Annotated in this window: 14 protein-coding genes; 4 read left to right on the top strand and 10 right to left on the bottom strand. The window is 62.1% G+C overall.

Translation table 11 applies throughout. From position 1 onward, the window contains the following. Positions 1 to 6: 6 nt before the first annotated feature. The 4 genes from HQ843_RS22370 to HQ843_RS22355 form a co-directional block, all read right to left on the bottom strand. Positions 7 to 774 (bottom strand): TlyA family RNA methyltransferase, encoded by a 768-nt coding sequence (locus HQ843_RS22370; RefSeq protein WP_246710196.1) that lies wholly within the window; start codon positions 772 to 774, stop codon positions 7 to 9. 152 nt (positions 775 to 926) lie between these two features. Beyond that, positions 927 to 2,846 (bottom strand): 1-deoxy-D-xylulose-5-phosphate synthase, encoded by a 1,920-nt coding sequence (gene dxs, locus HQ843_RS22365; RefSeq protein ID WP_180902073.1) that lies wholly within the window; start codon positions 2,844 to 2,846, stop codon positions 927 to 929. A 163-nt stretch (positions 2,847 to 3,009) separates the two neighbouring features. Continuing rightward, entirely contained in the window at positions 3,010 to 3,939 is a 930-nt protein-coding gene (locus tag HQ843_RS22360) for a pirin family protein (protein ID WP_180901129.1), read from the bottom strand. A gap of 34 nt (positions 3,940 to 3,973) precedes the next feature. Beyond that, positions 3,974 to 4,228: an exodeoxyribonuclease VII small subunit gene (locus HQ843_RS22355; protein ID WP_180901130.1), complete on the bottom strand. Its 255-nt coding sequence runs from the start codon at positions 4,226 to 4,228 to the stop codon at positions 3,974 to 3,976. Between the two features lie 240 nt (positions 4,229 to 4,468). Between HQ843_RS22355 and HQ843_RS22350 the strand changes: the two genes are divergently transcribed. Beyond that, positions 4,469 to 4,867: an acyl-CoA thioesterase gene (locus HQ843_RS22350; protein WP_180901131.1), complete on the top strand. Its 399-nt coding sequence runs from the start codon at positions 4,469 to 4,471 to the stop codon at positions 4,865 to 4,867. Positions 4,868 to 4,898: 31 nt separating this feature from the next. On the opposite strand, the gene HQ843_RS22345 is transcribed toward HQ843_RS22350, so the two are convergent. The 5 genes from HQ843_RS22345 to HQ843_RS22325 form a co-directional block, all read right to left on the bottom strand. Next, positions 4,899 to 5,471 carry a biotin transporter BioY gene (locus HQ843_RS22345; protein ID WP_180901132.1) on the bottom strand — a complete coding sequence of 191 codons (573 nt, stop codon included), beginning with the start codon at positions 5,469 to 5,471 and terminating at the stop codon, positions 4,899 to 4,901. Next, a complete protein-coding gene (locus tag HQ843_RS22340) occupies positions 5,468 to 6,088 on the bottom strand; it encodes an energy-coupling factor transporter transmembrane component T family protein (RefSeq protein WP_180901133.1) in 621 nt (206 codons plus the stop codon). Before HQ843_RS22340 ends, HQ843_RS22345 begins: the two co-directional genes overlap by 4 nt. Then, a complete protein-coding gene (locus HQ843_RS22335) occupies positions 6,088 to 6,765 on the bottom strand; it encodes an energy-coupling factor ABC transporter ATP-binding protein (RefSeq protein WP_180901134.1) in 678 nt (225 codons plus the stop codon). Before HQ843_RS22335 ends, HQ843_RS22340 begins: the two co-directional genes overlap by 1 nt. 166 nt (positions 6,766 to 6,931) lie before the next feature. Beyond that, positions 6,932 to 7,252 carry a hypothetical protein gene (locus HQ843_RS22330; protein WP_180901135.1) on the bottom strand — a complete coding sequence of 107 codons (321 nt, stop codon included), beginning with the start codon at positions 7,250 to 7,252 and terminating at the stop codon, positions 6,932 to 6,934. Between the two features lie 383 nt (positions 7,253 to 7,635). After that, the gene (locus HQ843_RS22325; RefSeq protein ID WP_180901136.1) at positions 7,636 to 7,956 is read right to left on the bottom strand and encodes a hypothetical protein; all 321 of its coding nucleotides are present in this window, start codon (positions 7,954 to 7,956) and stop codon (positions 7,636 to 7,638) included. A 258-nt stretch (positions 7,957 to 8,214) separates the two neighbouring features. On the opposite strand from HQ843_RS22325, the gene HQ843_RS22320 reads away from it, so the two are divergent. Beyond that, on the top strand, positions 8,215 to 9,414 hold the full coding sequence (locus HQ843_RS22320) for a winged helix-turn-helix domain-containing protein (protein ID WP_180901137.1): 1,200 nt from the start codon (positions 8,215 to 8,217) through the stop codon (positions 9,412 to 9,414). On the opposite strand, the gene HQ843_RS22315 is transcribed toward HQ843_RS22320, so the two are convergent. After that, positions 9,407 to 10,126: a response regulator transcription factor gene (locus tag HQ843_RS22315; RefSeq protein ID WP_180901138.1), complete on the bottom strand. Its 720-nt coding sequence runs from the start codon at positions 10,124 to 10,126 to the stop codon at positions 9,407 to 9,409. The genes HQ843_RS22320 and HQ843_RS22315 overlap by 8 nt on opposite strands. A 302-nt stretch (positions 10,127 to 10,428) precedes the next feature. Here HQ843_RS22315 and HQ843_RS22310 point away from each other — a divergent pair, with 302 nt between their 5' ends. After that, positions 10,429 to 10,809 (top strand): DUF4189 domain-containing protein, encoded by a 381-nt coding sequence (locus HQ843_RS22310; RefSeq protein ID WP_246710195.1) that lies wholly within the window; start codon positions 10,429 to 10,431, stop codon positions 10,807 to 10,809. Positions 10,810 to 11,023: 214 nt separating this feature from the next. Further along, entirely contained in the window at positions 11,024 to 14,128 is a 3,105-nt protein-coding gene (locus HQ843_RS22305) for an autotransporter outer membrane beta-barrel domain-containing protein (RefSeq protein WP_180901139.1), read from the top strand. Positions 14,129 to 14,132: the final 4 nt, after the last annotated feature.

Below are 14,132 nucleotides of genomic sequence, written 5' to 3'. Positions count from 1 at the left end.
GGGATTTTATTCCTCTTTTTTGCCGGGTTTGCGTCCGGCGAGCAGAAATTCGCGGTTGCCGTCGCCGCCCTCGATCGGCGAGGGCGTAATGCCGAGGCTTTGCCAGCCAATGTCCCCGGTGAGCCATCTTTCAAGCTCGGCGGCAATCTGTGGACCGAGCGCTGCGTCCTTCAGCAGCCCCTTCTTGCCGATATTGTCCTTGCCGGCCTCGAATTGCGGCTTGACCAGCAAGATACAGACCGCGCCCGGTTCGGCAAGTTCCAACGCCGGCGGCAGCGCCAGCCTGAGCGAGATGAACGAGACATCGGAAACCACCCATTGCACCGACCCCTCGGCGATATCGTCGCGGGTCAGGTATCGGGCATTCAGCCCCTCGATATTCGTGACCCGGGGATCATCGGAGATCCGGCCCGCCATCTGGCCATGTCCCACATCGATCGCGGTGACGTGACCTGCGCCGCGCTCCAGCAGCACCTGCGTGAAACCGCCGGTCGAGGCGCCGATATCGAGCACATGCGCGCCCGCCGGCGACAATGCAAAATGATCGAGTGCTGCCGCCAGTTTCAGCGCGGCGCGCGAAACATAATGTTCGGCTGGGTCGTCGATTTCGATCAGGGCGTCGGGGCTGACGGTCATGCCGGGCTTTGCCGCCTTCTTCCCGTTCACCGTCACCGCCCCGCGCGCAATCGCATCGCGGGCCCGCGAGCGGGTTTCGAAACGGTTGAGCGCGACCAGCAACTGGTCGAGACGCATGGGGGTGACGGGCGCGGTCATGGCCGCTCCATGGACGGTTTTGGCGGCTGGCGCAAGCCGTCAGGGCGTCGGGCGAAAAAGTGGAAGCCGGTTTTTCGTTCATCCGAAACGAAAAGACAAACGAAAACAAATAAATCTAGTGTCTGTCTGGTTCGATTTGAACCTGACAGACACTAGCCGACCGTGCCGGTTGAAATGCCGTGGCGGCCAAGCGCGCGGAACACGGTTTCCACGATCCCGTCGCGGTTGAGGCCGGCCTTCGCATACATATCCTCGGGCCTGGCCTGTTCCATCCAGATATCGGGAAGAACCATCTGGCGCACCCTGAGGCCGTGGTCGAGCAGGCCCTCATTGGCGAGGAACTGGACCACATGGGCGCCGAACCCGCCGACGGCACCTTCCTCGATCGTCACCAGCACTTCGTGATGGGCGGCGAGCTGGCGGATCAGGGCGTGGTCGAGCGGCTTGGCGAAACGGGCATCGGCGACCGTGGTCGAAAGCCCTGCGGCGTTCAGAACCGTCGCCGCCTCGCGACATTCCCCGAGCCGGGTGCCGAAGGACAAGAGCGCCACCTTCGAGCCCTCGGAAATGATCCGACCCTTGCCGATTTCGAGAATCTCGCCGCGTTCCGGCAGCGTCACGCCGGTGCCTTCGCCGCGCGGATAGCGGAACGAGATCGGACCCTCGTCATAGGCGGCGGCGGTGCGCACCATATGCATCAGTTCGAGTTCGTCGCCGGCGGCCATCACCACGAAACCGGGCAGGGTGGCGAGATAGGTGGTGTCGAAGGACCCCGCATGGGTCGGCCCGTCGGCGCCGACGAAACCGGCGCGGTCGATCGGGAAACGTACCGGCAGGCCCTGGATCGCGACATCGTGGACCACCTGGTCGTAACCGCGCTGCAGGAACGTCGAATAGAGCGCGCAGAACGGCTTGATGCCCTCGCTTGCAAGGCCGGCGGCAAAGGTCACGGCGTGCTGCTCGGCAATGCCGACGTCGAAAATCCGACTTGGGTAAATCTCCTCGAACTTGTCGAGACCGGTGCCCGACGGCATGGCGGCGGTGATCGCCACCACATCCTTGTCGTTGCGGGCTTCCTCGATCAGCGCCCTGGCGAACACGGAGGTGTAGCTCGGCGCATTGGGCTTCGATTTCGCCTGATGGCCGGTCACCACATCGAAACGGCTGACGGCGTGGCACTTGTCGGCGGCGGCTTCGGCAGGCGCATAGCCCTTGCCCTTCTGGGTCACGACATGGATCAGCACCGGGCCGCGGGCATTGTCGCGGGCGTTGCGCAGCACCGGCAGGAGATGGTCGAAGGAATGACCGTCGATCGGGCCGATATGGTAGAAGCCTAACTCCTCGAACATGGTGCCGCCGGTGACGTATCCACGGGCATGGCCGACGGCGCGCGAGATCGCGCGGTCGATCGACTTGCCGAGATAGGAGGTCAGCCGCTTTCCGAAATCGCGAACTTCGAGATAGGTCTTGCCGGAGGCGAGCCGCGCCAGATAGGCGCTCATCGCCCCGGTCGGCCTTGCAATCGACATGTCGTTGTCGTTGAGGATCACGATCTGGCGCGCGCCGAGCGCGCCGGCATTGTTGAGCGCCTCATAGGCCATGCCGGCCGACATCGCGCCGTCGCCGATGACGGAGATGACGTTGCGCGGCCGGTCCTGAAGCTTCGAGGCGACCGCCATGCCGAGGCCGGCGGAAATCGAGGTGGAGGAATGGCCGGCGCCGAAGGGATCGTATTCGCTTTCGGCCCGCCGGGTAAAGCCGGAAATGCCGTTTTCCTGGCGCAGCGTCGTCATCCGCTCGCGCCGTCCCGTCAGGATCTTGTGCGGATAGCACTGGTGGCCGACATCGAAGATCAGCCGGTCGTCCGGGGTGTTGAACACCTTGTGGATCGCGATCGTCAGCTCGACCACGCCGAGACCGGCGCCGAGATGTCCGCCGGTGCGCGACACCGATGAGATCATCTCCGCGCGCACCTCGTCGGCAAGCTGCGGCAGGTCGCGGTCGTGGATTTCACGAAGGTCCGCGGGCAGACTGATCCGGTCGAGAATGGAGGTTTTTGACGGTAGCGTCACGATGCGAGCCTCATACGCCCGAAGGGGCGTCGTTTTCTTCCAGAGCATCGGGCGATTGGTTGGCATCGCCCGATGCTCCAGATTCCTTATTTTGACGCGTCGGGTTAACGAAAAACCGGTAACCACTTTTTCGCCCGACGTTCTAAATCGTTTCTAGCGAATTTCAGCGTTCCGGCAAAGGAACAAATTCCTGTTCGTCTCCCGGCACCAGCCCGAAGCGGCCCTGTCGCCAGTCTTCCTTTGCCTGTTCTATGCGCTCCTTCGAGGACGACACGAAATTCCACCAGATATGGCGCGGCTTTTCCAGCGCCTCACCACCAAAAAACATGAGGCGGCATCCGTGTTCCCCCGCTCCTCCGATTGTGATCGGATCGTTGGGGGCAAGTACCAGCAATTGCTCGGCGTCGAAAACGTCGCCGGCAACGCTCAACTGGCCTTCGAGGATATAGATCGCCCGTTCCTCATGCTCCGCGGGAAAGGATAGCCGGGCGCCGGGGCGCAAGGCGATATCGGCCAGCAGCGTATCGGTGAAGGTCTTCACATCGGCCTTCATGCCGCAGAAATGGCCGAGCACGAGCCGCCCGCTGACGCCGGTATCAGAAATGGTCGGAAGCGCGTTCTTCTCGGTATGCCCGAAGCTCGGATCGATCTCCTCGTCATGTTCCGGCAGGGCGAGCCAGGTCTGGACGCCGGACAGCGCATGCGGGCGCAGGCGCAGATCGTCGGGCGTGCGCTCGGAGTGGACGATGCCGCGCCCCGCCGTCATCAGGTTGACGTCGCCGGGGCGAATGACGGTGTGGTTGCCGAGCGTGTCGCGATGGCCGATCTCGCCGGAGGTGAGGTAGGTGACGGTGGAAAGGCCGATATGGGGATGCGGCTTGACGTCGAGCGCTTCGCCATGGCCACCGAAACGGGCAGGGCCCATGCGGTCGAAGAAGATGAAAGGACCGACGAGCCGGCGCTTGATCGTCGGCAGCGCGCGCCGCACCTCGAAGCCGCCGATATCGCTGGTGCGCGGAATGATCAGCTGGGTGACGTCATTGCAGCTTGCGGCGTCGCCGAATTCGGGGTCTTTTCCGGGAAAAAACGACATTTCCGATCCTCCGGGCGCCGGTTTGCGCCGATCTTTACTGCGGGTCGAGTGGTTCTGTGCCCGCCGGCTTGCCATCGCGATCGAGACGGATTTTCTCGACCCTTGCCTCGGCCGCGCTCAGAAGCTTTTCGCAATGCTTCTTCAGCGCTTCGCCACGGGCATAGATCGCAATCGATTCCTCCAGCGCGACATCGCCGCGTTCCAGTCGGGCGACGATCGATTCGAGTTCCTCGACCGCGCGCTCGAAGCTGAGACCGGTCACGTCGGTCGGTTTTGCTGCTTCCGTCATGGTCTGGGTCCCTCTCTGCCGATTATCGCGCGCGTCTCGTTCCGGCAAGGTAATGTTCACCGGCGCGATTGCAAGTCAAGCGGTGACCTTGCTAACCATCAGATAACCATATCATGGCGTTTGGGATCGAAAGGTTCTATAGAACGCTGAGCTTTTCCGCGTTGCAGCAGGCCTGCGCCATGCGAAAAGCCGGTGAAAACGTGCGTAACGGCGTCCTCTGATGCCGGGAAGGTGTGGCCCATGGATGAACTTCATCCTGAAAGAACGGAACTTCGCGTTCCCTATCGCGATATCGACATGCACGGGCGCATGCACACCGCCGCCTATATCGAGCATGCCGAAGAGGCGCTTGCGCGGTTCTGGCAGTACCGTCCGGAAGTAGCCAACGAACCGGCCTATGTGGTGCGCAAAGTCGGCTGCACGTTTTATCGCGGGCTCAGAAATGGCGAGACCGCGGATCTGGTCGTGCGGGCGGCAAAGATCGGCGGCAAGTCGATCGGCTTCAATGTCGCGGTGCAATCGGGCAATCAGATCGCCGCGGAGGTCGAATTGCTGTGGACAGCGGTCCATCGTGTGAGCGGCGAACCGGCCCCGCTGCCGGAAGCAACGCGGGACTGGCTGTTTTCGTTTCTCGATTAGAGCGCCGGACGGTTTCCCGTCTGGATATGCTCTAGCCTTCGCTGGACAGCTTCTTCGGCAGCAGCGGATAGCCGAGCATCACGGCGCGCGCCGCGAGTGCCGCCAGAACCGCCTTGATCAGGTCGCCCGGAACAAAGCTCATCGTGCCTGCGACCGCAGGTGAAATGCCCATGCCGATGCCATAGGCAAGCCAAGCGATGCCGAAGAAATATTCGACCACGACGCCGCCGGCAATGGCCGCGATGAAGAAACCGAAGGTCTGGCGCAGCGGGTTTGCGGTTTCCGCCGCGTATTCGGCAAGCGCGCCCGCGACATAGGCCGCCGGCAGCCAGCCGACGAGAAAGCCCGCCGTTGGAGCTGCAAAACTGCCAAGCCCGCCGCGCCCGCCGGCAAGCACCGGCAGGCCGATCGCAACCAGCACGAACACCACCAGCACGGCGGCAGTACCCCGCCTGCGCCCGAGGATCAGGCCGGCCAGCATGACGCCGAGCGTCTGCGCGGTGATCGGCACGGGAATGAACGCCAGCGGTATCGCCGGCAGCATGCCGAGCGCGACGATCACGGCGGCAAACAGCGATACAAGCACGAGATCACGTGAGTTCATTTGACATTCCTTTTGTCTTCGCCGCGAATGCCGCGGGCATCGATGGCATCGGCGATACTGTCGGCATCCCGCAAGGTCAAGATGATCAGCGGCACGATCGCGCCTCTCGGCCGAAACCTTATGCCCCGGGCCCGGTGGGCATCGCGGATCGCGCCATAGCGGGAGAGAATATCCGGGACGAAGCGAATCACAAGCCCGACCGCAAGCCCGATATCGGCGGCGCGCACCAGTCCGGTCTTCTCAAGCGGCCGGGCGGCGCGGGTGATGGTGTCGATAAAGGCCGGAACGGAGGTCGCCGCGGTGATGGCGGCCGCCGCCAGCATCAGCGCGGAAAGCCGGAGCACGGATGCCAGCGCCTGCTGCCATGGGTTGACGATCAGGCTGAAGCCGCCGACGAGCAGGATTGCGAGGCCCATCGGCACCAGCCGCGCCAGCGCCGTTCGAAGCCGCATCGGCAGGGTGAAGTAGACGAAAGCGGCGAGCGCGGTAAAGCCTGCGAGCACCGGCAGGTTTTCGGTCACGAACACGGCGAGCGAAAACACGATCAGGCCGCCGACCTTCACGCCCGGCTTCAGCCGGTGGAGAATGCTATCTGCCTCGATATAGAGCGACTGCATCAGCGGTTCATCGCCTCGTATTGCGCGATCACGTCTTGCGGTGCGCCGTCTCCGGCAAGCCGTCCCTCATGGAACAGCAGCACCCGCTCGAAATCGCCGAGCACCGAGAGATCATGGGAGACGACGATCACATCCTCGTCAAGCGCCTCGATCGTATCGGCGACGCGTCGGCGGTTCTGGAGGTCGAGCTGGTTGGTCGGCTCGTCGAGGATCACGAGCGACGGGTTTGTGGCGAGCACCGCGGCGAGGGCTGCAAGCTGGAGCTCGCCGCCGGAAAGCTCGTGGGCGCGGCGTCTGGCGAGATGGGCGATGCCGAGCCGGGCGAGCGCCTCCAGCGCGCGCTCGCCGATCCTCGCCTTGGCAACGCCGCGCGCCTTCAGGCCGAGTTCGATATCGTCCTGAAGGATCGGCAGGATGATCTGGTTCTGCGGCGACTGAAACACGAAGCCCGCATCCGCCATCACCGCCTGCGCGTCCGTTGCCGTATCGCGGCCATTGACTGTCACGGTGCCGGTCGTGGGCCGGGTCAGGCCGTTGATCAGCCGGGCGAAGGTGGTCTTGCCGGAACCGTTGAGCCCGATAATCCCGATACGGCGCTCGATCAGTGTCAATGTCAGTGGATGAAGCGCCGTGCGGCCCTCAAAGCTCACGCCGGCTTCAGAGAATTCGATCTTCAAAATTACGCCCCTGGTAAAGATCGCATCCTTATAGCCATCGAATTCCTTTTTCGATAGGGCCTCAAAGGCTGGACCAAGAGGCAGAGCTCGCATGATTTTGTATTGGTGACTGCGATGATAGTGCAGGGCGCCGGATTGCATCGGCGCCCTGGTTCTGCCTGTATTCTTACGGCAAAACGAAGGTCTTGCTTGGATCCGACGTGGAATTGGGCCCCGTGTATCCCATCACAATTGCCCACGCGATGGCCTCATCGCCCGAAGTGGAAGGGACGACCGCGTTCCAGGTGCCATCGCTGTTTACCGTAACAGGAGTGTAGGTCAGCCATGCGCCGACAGTCAAGTTTTCGAGTTTAACTCCAATGCTGTGACCGCTCGGAACACCGCTGAGATCCTCCGTCCCGCTGATGATTGCCGCGGGCTGACCGACGAAGGAGGTCTTTTGAATACTTACGATTTCGGGCGGTTGCGGTGTAAACTGATTTGCCATTGTCATGTCTCCTGATTGTTTTGACGTCATCAGCAGTACCAAATACAATCAGAGATTGCAGTATTGCTTGTCGCACCTTCGGCGCCTTGGCGCGGCGTCTGGCGAGCCGGGAGAGCGTTTCCCTTGCGCACTCGGCGATCTCCATCCTGGCGACGCCGCGAGCTTTCAGCCCCGGTTCGTTATCGTTCAGAAGGATCGGCAGGATGACCTGGTTTTGCGGCGGCTGGAACACAAAGCCAGCATCCTTATAGTCATCGAATGTCTCTTCCGATGGGGCCTTAAAGGCTGGACCAAGAGGCAGAGCTCGCGTGATTTTGTATTGGTGACTGCGATGATAGTGCAGGGCGCCGGATTGCATCGGCGCCCTGGATCTGCCCGTATTCTTACGGCAAAACGAAAGTCACGCTTGGATCCGATGTGGGACCGGGGCTCGTGGACGTGATCAGAATTGCAAACGCGATGGCCGAATCGCCCGAAGTGGAAGGGACGACCGCGTTCCAGGTGCCATCGCTGTTTACCGCAACAGGAGGGTTGGTCAGCGTTGAGCTGGCAGTCAGGTCTTCGATCTTAATTACAATGCTGTCACCGCTCGGAACACCGCTGAGATCCTCCGTCCCGCTGATGATTGCCGCGGGCTGACCGAAGAAGGAGGTCTTTTTAACACTTACGATTACGGGCGGTTGCGGTATAAACTGATTTGCCATTGTCATGTCTCCTGGTTGTTTTGACGTCATCAATGGTAGCGACTGCAACTTTTAGTTGCAATATTGCTTGTCACACTTTTGTTGCCTTGCGCGACATGACCTTTCATATCGTGTGCTTCAGGGTGCACCGCCTTCTCGATTCCTGGATGGATATAGGGATCATAACGGTCTCGACGCATTGCCCATGAATATTCGCCCCTGAACGTCTGCCAATGAACATCTGTTCTTATTTTGTCCGAATCGCTCTACCGTTGTCTCATGGTAAAAATGATCGCAAACGGCGATGCGCGCCGCATCTTCCTCGCCCGCCAGGGGCTTTCCGCGAACCCCGGTCGTGCGACGGGCAAGCAGGATATTTTGAAGCTCATCGAGCAACTCGGCTTCGTTCAGGTGGATTCGATCCGCACCGTCGAGCGCGCCCACGACATGATCCTGTTTTCGCGCAACCAGACATTCAGGCGCGAGCATCTTGGCGTGTTGTTGGAGCGCGACAGGGCGCTGTTCGAGCACTGGACCCATGACGCCTCCTTCATTCCGGTGAAGTTCTATCCCTACTGGAAGCACCGCTTCCGGCGCGAGGAGGAACGGCTGCGGGAGCGCTGGCGCAAATGGCAGGGGGAGGGCTTTGCCACAGCATTCGAGGAGACATATGAGGAGGTGCGCGAAAGAGGTCCGATCTTCGCGCGCGAACTGAAGCAGGACGATCACGTTTCCGGCGGCTGGTGGAACTGGCATCCGGCCAAGACCGCGCTGGAATATCACTGGCGTACCGGCCATTTCGCGATCTGTCACCGGGTCAATTTCCAGAAGGCCTATGATCTGGCCGAACGGGTGATCCCCGATCAATATCGTCTTGGCGAAGTCGACCACGACGCCTTCGTCGATTGGGCCTGCCGTGCAGCGCTCTCCCGTCTCGGCTTTGCGACATCGGGCGAACTCGCGGCCTTCTTCGCGCTTGTCACCCCGCAGGAGGCCAGGGACTGGGTGGAGGCCAATGCGGATCGGCTCACCGACGTGCTGGTCGAGACGGTCGATGGCGGCAGGCCGCGCGCGGCGGTGGCGCTTGCCGATGAGATGCCGTCGATTTTCGACGTTCCGGAACCGCCCTCGCGCGTGCGCGTGCTGAGCCCGTTCGATCCGCTGCTGCGCGACCGCGCGCGGGCGGAACGACTGTTCGGCTTTTCCTACCGGATCGAGATTTTCGTGCCGGAGGCGAAGCGGCAATATGGCTATTACGTGTTTCCGCTGATCGAAGGCGATCGCCTGATCGGACGGATCGACATGAAGGCCGACCGCAAGCGTTCGTCGCTCGATGTCCGCAGACTGTGGCTGGAGCCGGGCGTGCGCGCGTCATCCGGCCGCTTCGAAAAGCTCGATGCCGAGCTTTCACGCCTTGCCCGGTTTACCGGCGTTGACTCGGTCAACTACCTGCCGGGGTGGCGGAGCGAGGCTATCTGATCTCGACTGTCGCGGTGAAGCTGGTGCCGACGAGGCGAATGGTCTTGATCGGCAGGTCCATGTCGATCGCGCCGGCCTTGTGCTTCAGCCTTTGAATGATCGCGTCGATCCCGCGCGCCTCCGGCCGGTCGTCATAGCCAAGCTCGGCGGACAGCACCGCGCGGCTGACCGGGTTGCCGCCTGCATCGCCGAGCAGTTTCAGAAAATCGAGTTCCCGGCCGGTGAGCTCGATCTGGGTGCCATCGGGTGCGGTCAACGTGTAGCCGACCGTGTCGAGCTTCCACGGGGCGGCGGCGACGGAGGTCTTTTCGGAGAGCCTGCGCGCCAGGTTGTTGACCGCCAGAAGCAGTTCGTCGCCATCAACCGGTTTCGTCAGATAGAGATCGGCGCCCGCGCTGTAGCCGCTGATGCGATCCTCGCGCCCGGCGCGGGCGGTCAGCATCACGATGCCGATGCCTTCGGTTTCCCTCGCCAGTTCTCCGGCAAGCTCGAAACCGCTGATATCGGGCAGATTGACGTCGATGATCGCGACATCGAATTTCTGTTTTCGCAATGCCCGGTAAAACTCAAGCCCGGAACTCGCTTCCGTGACTGTGTTGCCGCGCAGCGTCAGGTAATCGGCGAAGCTTTGCCGCAGATCCCGTTCATCCTCCACGAGAAGAATGCGGATCCCTTTGGGGCCGTCGTCTGCGTTTTGTGTCTGGCTAACCATTGTGTGATGCGCTCCCTTTGAGCGAGATTTGAAGAGGCCCGCGGATGACCCTCATTAATGTACGTCCGAGCTGACATGTCAAAGTCTGCAACCGAGGTAGGGCGAGCGGGGCGAGGCGCGGGCGATCCCGTTGGAAATTCAGACGGTGCGCGTTATGATTCGTTACATTTGATTACTTTATTTCCTTAATCACTGGCAGCATCGGCGTTGTTTATATTTGATGCGGGTAAATATTTATTTTAGAATGGATGCATCGCCGCGGTTATCGTCGGGCGTTTGAGCGGTTTCAATTTGGGGGTCCTATGAAAAAGCTTCTGGAAATGATCGTGGTTATGGCAATATGCGCACTTCCTGCTGCGGCATTCGCGGAATCCAACGTCGCCGTGGCCTACAGCAGTTCCACGCAGGATGTCGGCTTCGCTGAGGCGGACTCGGAATCGGCAGCCAGCGACAAGGCGATGTCGGAATGCGGCACGAACGGCGCCGGCGATTGCACGATCGCCTTTTCGGGAGCGGATATGTGCGTTTCGCTTGCCCGCGCGACGAGCAAGGCCGCAATGGGGATCGGCGCCGGCTCCAGCAGGCACGCTTCTCAGGACGAGGCGATGGCAAAATGCGCCGAGGGCGGGGCCGAAGGCTGCAACATTCACGACACATATTGCGCGCCGTCGAACCTCGAATAGGGACTGTGAGCAGAGTTTGGTCTTTTGAGGGTGCGGTGTGATGGTGCCGGGCGGACGTTTGTGTTTCGGGCGCGGCGGACGCTTTCTGCGCGCGGGATTGTTGGCAGCCGGTACCGGCGCAATACCTCTCCCGGCGCTTGCGGAGTACTGGCCCGACTATGGGGCAGGGACGACGAGCTATACGATCGAAGCGGGTTCCGCTAGCACGGATTCAGTGCTGAAATTCGCGCTTAAACTGAAAACCAAGCCAGGCACATCCGATCAGCACACAAGCGGGCCGCTCGAATTCCTGATGGATACCGGTTCGACCGGCATCGCGGTCGACTACACGCTGCTCGACGACAACAAAAATCTTGTGGTGACCGACCAGCGCGGCTGGGTATATTACAATTCGACCGGGCTTCTGGCGGTGGGGTATATCGTCGAGGCCGAGGTCGAGTTCCTCGATGCCGTCGGGTCGACTGTGACCGCCACCGTTCCCATTCTGGCGGTCGACTACAAGGCGTGTGTGGGCAGCGGCGCGAATTCGGCCGATTGCGAGACGGCGAAGAATACGCCGATCACGATGATGGGCGTCGGGTTCGGCCGCAACACGCTCGGCGAGGACAATGCGGCAATGCCGGTGTCGTCGCTGATCAACGATCAATCGCAATACGCCCATCTCGCCGGCCTGCTCGACAATGCGGGCCAGACCTCGCAGGACCTCAATCCGCTTCTGCATATCGACAATGCCGGCCCGGACTTTCAGCCGGGCTACATCATCAACTGGGATACCTCTGCTTCGGGCGGCGTTGGCGGTCCCGGCGCGCAGGTAACGGTGACGGTGGGGTTGACGCCGGACAATACCGGCGGTTTCGCCTATGGACAGCTTGCCCCGGTAGCGGATGCGGAAGGCGAGCCCGCCTGGACGATGGCGGCCATGGGCGTGCAACTGACCAATGACCGCGCGGTGGCGGGGCCGCAAACCGGGATTTTCCTTGCCGATACCGGCGTTCCTGATTCCTTCGTCAACACGGCCACCGGCGATCCATCCGCCTTTTACAACACGACATCCGCCGGCAATGTCGTGAAGGATCAGACGTCGGTCCATGTCCAGTTGCTGGATGCCGGCGATTATGTGACGCTGTCTTATCTCTACGATGCCGGTTGCGCAGGCTCGCCGCCGCCGGCCGGCTGCAGTCAGGCGACGCCGAACCCGCTGAAATGGGTCGGCGCTCATGACGGCAATGCCTTTTTGAATACCGGCCTGAATTTCTATCGCCAGTTCACCTACATGTTCGATCCCGCCAACGGCTACCTTGGGTTGAGACCCAACAATCGCGACGCCGGTTCCGGTATCGTTTTCACGCCGATCATCTCCGCGATCGGGCAGATCGATTTTTCGTCCGATATCGCCACCGACATGCCGGTCTATCTGCGGAAAACCAATGCCGGCAATCCAGCGGCCAACGCGACCCCTTCGATTGCGGCGGCCTCCGGCGTGACCGCCACATTCAACAATTTCCTCGCCGGACCGGGCGATCTGGTTCTCAACGGCGAGGGGCGCGTCGTTCTCAATGGCGCCAACACCTATACCGGACAGACCACTGTCCAGTCCGGCACATTCGTGATCACGCGGTCCTCGACGAGCCCCGTCACGGTGCTTGCGTCCGGCAATTTCGAACTGTCGGGAAGCCTTGCCGGCGATGTCGTCAATAGCGGGACGACGACCGTCACCGGCGCGATCGCCGGTGATGTTTCCAACACGGGCGATTTCGTCAACAACGGCACGGTCAGCGGGATGCTGACGTCGAGCGGACGGCTTTCGGGAAGCGGCACGGTCAGCCAACTCGCCGTTGGCGACAACGGTACGCTCGCCACCGGCAATTCCATCGGCACGATGACTGTTCTCGGCGATTATGATTTCGGGCCAGCCGCGACCCGCGAGGTCGAGATCGGCGCCGACGGCGCGATCGATCTGCTGCTTGTCGGCGGAACGGCGTATCTCGACGGCGGCACGGTGGAGGCCATTGGCGAAGACGGTTTCACGCCATATCTCGGGGCGGGCTACGTCTTCCTCCATGCCGATGGCGGGATTGTCGGAACGCATGATACCCTGGAGGGCGGCCTGTTTACCGACAGCCTCTACCCGTTCCTGACCACCGGTCTTGCCTACGGCGCGAATGATGCCGTCCTCGTGGTGGAGCGCAGCGGCGTATCTTATGCCGAGGCGGGGCTGACGCCGAACGAGATCGCGGTGGGCGCGGCGCTTGACGTCTTCGTTGCGGGAAGCGTGCTCGATCTGCCGCTCACCCACCTGACCGCGAGCCGGTATCAGGCAGCGGCGGGCCAGCTTTCCGGCGAGATCTACGCCTCGGCGATGACCACGCTGCAAAACGGCGCCACTGTGGTGCGCGATACGCTGCAGGCGCGGCTCGACGGGGCGAAAGACGCGGACGAAGGCATGATGCATTCCGCCACGGGCAGGGTGCAGGCCGCGCGCGTTCCGGGACTTGGCGCCAGTGCCTGGATTGCGGGCTATGGCAATTGGTCCACCACGGACCGGGCAGCCAACACGGCCGAGCTCAAGAGCAAGGTTGGCGGCATGCTGGCGGGGCTCGACATGCCTGTGAGCGATTGGGGGCGGGCCGGCATTGCCGCGGGCTACGGTTCCGACAGTTTCAAGCTGGCCTCACAGTCGGCCTCCGGCGCTGCCGACAGCATCACGATCGCTGCCTATGGCGGCGGAGAATTCGGCGTCTTCGACGCCAGTCTCGGCGCAAGCTGGTCCTGGCACGAAGTCAGCGTCGACCGGACGATCAGCTTTCCCGGCTATTTCGCCGGCGAGAGCGCGGATTATTCCGCAACCACCGGTCAGATCTTCGCAGAAGCGGCGTTCGACCTTGGCACCGCGCCATTCGAGACCGAAGCCTTCGGCGGTCTTGCCTATGTCGCGACCTCGACCGGGTCCTTTTCCGAAGGCGGCGATCTGACAGCGCTGGCGGGCGGGGACGAGACCCAGGCCAATACGCTCTCGACGATCGGTCTCAGGTTCGCGCGGGTTTTCGCAATCGGCGAGGGCGGTTTGCGAGCCAACGCGACGATCGGCTGGCAGCATGCATTCGGCGATCTCGATCCGGGTGTTTCGCTTGCCTTTGCAGAGAGCGGCGCGGGCTTCACCGTGCTGGGCGCTCCGATTGCCCGGGATGCGGCCGTTCTGGCGCTCGGGTTCGATTTCGCCTTGACGCAACGCGCCTCGTTGTCGCTTGGATATAATGGCCGGATCGGTGGCGGCGTCGCGGAGAACGCCGCCTTCGCCGCGCTGTCGGTGTCGTTCTAAGGCG

Origin of the sequence: Martelella sp. NC20 (assembly GCF_013459645.1) — a bacterium.
Taxonomy (GTDB): domain Bacteria; phylum Pseudomonadota; class Alphaproteobacteria; order Rhizobiales; family Rhizobiaceae; genus Martelella.
This window is presented reverse-complemented; position numbering and strand designations above follow the sequence as displayed.